Annotated in this window: 4 protein-coding genes; 1 reads left to right on the forward strand and 3 read right to left on the reverse strand. The window is 63.5% G+C overall.

All coding sequences use genetic code 11. The annotated features are described in order from the left end of the window. A partial coding sequence (locus AC1DY5_RS46830) for a phage capsid family protein (protein WP_478121203.1) occupies positions 1–859 on the reverse strand: 859 nt, incomplete at its 3' end. A gap of 295 nt (positions 860–1,154) precedes the next feature. After that, positions 1,155–1,793 (reverse strand): hypothetical protein, encoded by a 639-nt coding sequence (locus tag AC1DY5_RS46835; protein ID WP_478121204.1) that lies wholly within the window; start codon positions 1,791–1,793, stop codon positions 1,155–1,157. Between the two features lie 787 nt (positions 1,794–2,580). Between AC1DY5_RS46835 and AC1DY5_RS46840 the strand changes: the two genes are divergently transcribed. Next, positions 2,581–3,042: a hypothetical protein gene (locus tag AC1DY5_RS46840; RefSeq protein WP_478121205.1), complete on the forward strand. Its 462-nt coding sequence runs from the start codon at positions 2,581–2,583 to the stop codon at positions 3,040–3,042. Between the two features lie 201 nt (positions 3,043–3,243). Here AC1DY5_RS46840 and AC1DY5_RS46845 read toward each other — a convergent pair. Next, the coding region (locus tag AC1DY5_RS46845) for a hypothetical protein (protein WP_478121206.1) at positions 3,244–3,670 on the reverse strand (427 nt) is incomplete at its 5' end.

Here is a 3,670-nt window from a genome sequence, read left to right on the forward strand (position 1 = left end):
TTGCGCGAGCCATGGCCGAGGCCTGGAACTGGCGGAAGTTCGGGTCGGTGGCGAAGCCGCTGTACTGAGCCGGCGAAACCAGCAGCACGCGGATCGGCGAGTCGGTGGCAGCCTCGTCGCCTTCGAAGATCACGCACGGGGGCGGCAGCGGGATCTGCTCGATCGTGGTCCGGATCGCGTCGATCTGGTCCATCTTCAGCAGAGCCGTAGTCGCGAGGTCGATGTTGCCGGCGTTGACCGCGAAGGGCTTGATGCCGCCCGCCATGGCGATGTAGTGGCGATTCTTCGTCGGCGCGCGCACCGCGTTGACCATGATCGCAGCGAAGTCGGTATCCGCATCGGTGGGGATCGCCCATTCGATGTTGTTGTGGAAGCCGCGAGCGCCGCACATCTGCACGAGCAGCGACTGGTCCACGTACTTGTCCATCAACGACTGAGCGACCGGGCGGCCCAGCATGCGGAAGTCTGCCGGGCTCCGGATGCCGGTCATGACGTCGCCGAGGTCCACGGGGAAACGCGCCTGGTTGACGCGCAGGCGAGCCTCGGACAGCTTCATGCCGACGCCGCGGCCTTCAGCGTAGTTCGAACCCATGATGGGCTTCGCGCCGACCGGGTTGAGCAGGTGGAACGAGACTTCGTCGCCGTTGCCCTTGGTCAAGTCCTGGCAGCGCACTATGGGCATGTGCTGGSTGGACTGCTTCTTGAGCGTGGCRACMGCGCCGGMCGTGCCCTTGGGCATKGSGCCGGTGAGSCGYGCGAGCGTCGAGTTGCGCTGGTTGTGGGTTGCGAACAGGCCTACTGCCTGCTCGATCATGTTCGTCTTGTCGCCRWAATTGGCATGCGTCTGGGTACCGGGCATGGTGGTGCTCCTTCGTTGGGACTAAGGCGCCGCCATCCCGGCGGTGCCGTYTTGCRGGTTGGTYAGACCYGCCTGTTCARAAAYGCCTCGCGCTGTRCCKGGGTCATGKTTTCCATKGCCTCRAGCAGCGCWGGGCCACTCATCTGGCCCATCGCCTCAAACTGCGTCGTTGCTACCGGCCTGCCWCCCGGGATGTCCGTGAGGCTKGCCGGWACCGCGGGKCGCGCRTTYGCGATGGCCGCTTKGGCTGCTGCCTTCACGTCCGCCGAAGCGGKCGMTCCACCAGCYGCCGGAGTCAGTCCAGCTGCCTTCTTGAACGAGTCGAACAACTCGATGATCTGGGCGGTCCCACCCTTYTCCAGCACTTGCGATAACCGTCCCGGACAAAACTRGGCTGCGCCTCAATCCAGTCCGCCAGCTCCTTGCTCTCGGCAAYGGAGTCGGCRTCGGCGTGCTTCTCGTAGATCGCCTGGTAGTGCGCCGAGGTCGCGTCGGTGGCCTGCTTTTGWTGCAGGGGCGCAAGCGCCTGACCCACCGATGCGGCGACGGCAGCCGCCACCCGCATATCCACCAGCTTGGCAATGCCCTTGGAAAGCGCCTCTTCGGAGAAGTCCCCGAAGATKTCCGGGTCRACGCCCTGGTCGATGGCCGATTGCGCGGCTGCGACTTGGTTGTCGACCTGGGTTGGCGCTGCGCCARCTGCTGCGCGTTGGGCCGCTTGAGCCTCAAGGGCTGCAAGTTGCTGCTGCGCTGCTTCGGCCTGGGCCTTCCAGTGCTGTGCACCTTCGCGCGCTTCGACCAGCTTGTCGTAGCTGATCGTGTGCTTTCCGTCCTTGGCCAGAATCACCGCRTTGGCGGGGTCYGGGTCGGCGGKCTGCTGCGCGCTCGTGTTCGGTTCGTTGTTGTTRGCTTGCKCGCCTGGWAGCGGGGTCACTGTCGCGGGGGAAGCCACGGGCTTGCTTCCGTTGTCCAGCGTGGTAGCGCCGGTATCGCCCTGGGGCAGCTCGAGGAGCTGCGCCGCCTGCTCTGGTGTCAACCTGCCATCGATGGCGTGCGTCTGAATRAACTCRTTGTGAGGAGTCGTCATGCCTGTCCCGCCACATATCGCCGTGGCCGCAAGGGTTCAGAGCATTCGAGTGGTCGGGAACGGGCCGAAACCCGCTCCCATCCGCTCTCCAGCTACGGGAAAAGCCGTCCTCATCACGAGGGGGCGCTGCGTTCTCGACGCCGAAGCGGAGAACGTGGGTCGAAGTTTCAGATGAGGGGCATGACTTGAGAAACCCTAGAGGGGGTCGCGCGCTGGCAAGCAGCCGACCGGGTCGTCGTTCTCGTCTTCATGGAGGGTGGACGGGCGCCAGCGAGGAGGAAGCGCGAGGCTCGAGACCCAACGACTCAGACCAAAAGCGGAACTCCGTCACGATTGTTCAATTTGGCGAAAGCTTGGGGTTCGACCACCGCGCGCGGCAACTACACTTGGCCCGATGACCGCGGCGTCACGTCCGCTAGTTCGCGCTGGGCCAACGAGGAGCACCTCCTACATGCCGCTTCAAAACCGAGTCAATCCGACAGGTCACCTGTTTGCAGTGCCGTCCAGGGCAGCGACCTTGATGGGGAACAGGGGCTACCTTCACAACAAGGACAGAACCATCCGAAGAGAGTGGTCCTCGGAGCGTCGGTGGATTTACTGCACGAAGGACGTCATATTCGAAAAGCGCATCCCCATGGACCCGATGCGCGACTCCTACACCGAGCTCTTCTTCCTCGACGCACCAACTGCGATGGCCGCAGGGCACCGACCATGTTTCGATTGCATGCGTGAAGAGCTTCGCGCTTTCAAGAACTTCTGGAATGACGCCGGTCTAGGTGAAAAGACGGGTAAATCGGTCTCCTATATCGACGAAGAGCTCGATAGGGAGCGCGGGTTAAACCTGAAGTACAGGTCGGAGAAGCTTTCGAACCTGCCAGCTGGCGTGCTGGTTCGCTTGCTTGACGATGATGCGTTCTTCCTTGTCACACCGGGGGACAGGCTTCTTCGCTGGTCTTTCGACGGCTATACGGCCGGCCCTGAGGTCTCGGCTCACCAAGAGGTCAAGGTCGTGACACCGCCTAGCATGGTCAAGGTGTTGGCCGCAGGCTTCACGGCGACAGCTCATCCCAGTGCACAAGCGCTGAGGGCCGCGTGAGCGTCCGGCGCAATGCTCGCTCGCATGGAAGGCCGAGGCGGACTTGACAACTGATAGCCCGCATGCGGCCAGGAGCAGACCTTCCTGCTAGCTTGCATAACTGTTGGCGAGTCGCGCTCCGGTCTCGGGGCTGGAGGATCCGCGATCGGGAGGCGGCCGGCCAGGTAAGCATGCCCAGTCGGTGCCACTGGGATTAGTGCGTCAGGCCCGGCGCCGGCGCGCGATGCGAACGGCCTCAAGCCATGTGTCGAGGTTGAATGGCTGACCAGTCTCAGCGCTGCGCGCGGTCAACACCTGGTGCAGGAAGATCACGCGCACGTCGCCCGGTTTGGTGTGGCCGACGATCAGCTCCTTCTCCACGTCGAGGCGCTGTACCTGCAGCAGCACGTTATGCACCTTCTTGCCGTTCACGTCGATGTAGCGAATCCGCATGCGCGGCGTCTCGTCGACCGTCGTTGCGGTCTCATCCTGGGTAGCCCATTCGGGAAGGGTTGTGGTCGGAATCATCATCGTCACGTCGAGCGGGACATATCCCGAGCGCAGGCGCGCAGCCTCGACCCGGCGCTTCGCCTCGACCCGCACTGCCTTTCGTCGCAACGAGTGATAAAGGAGCGCCAGAACAATAAGG

This window comes from Variovorax sp. P4_D9, from assembly GCF_056401695.1.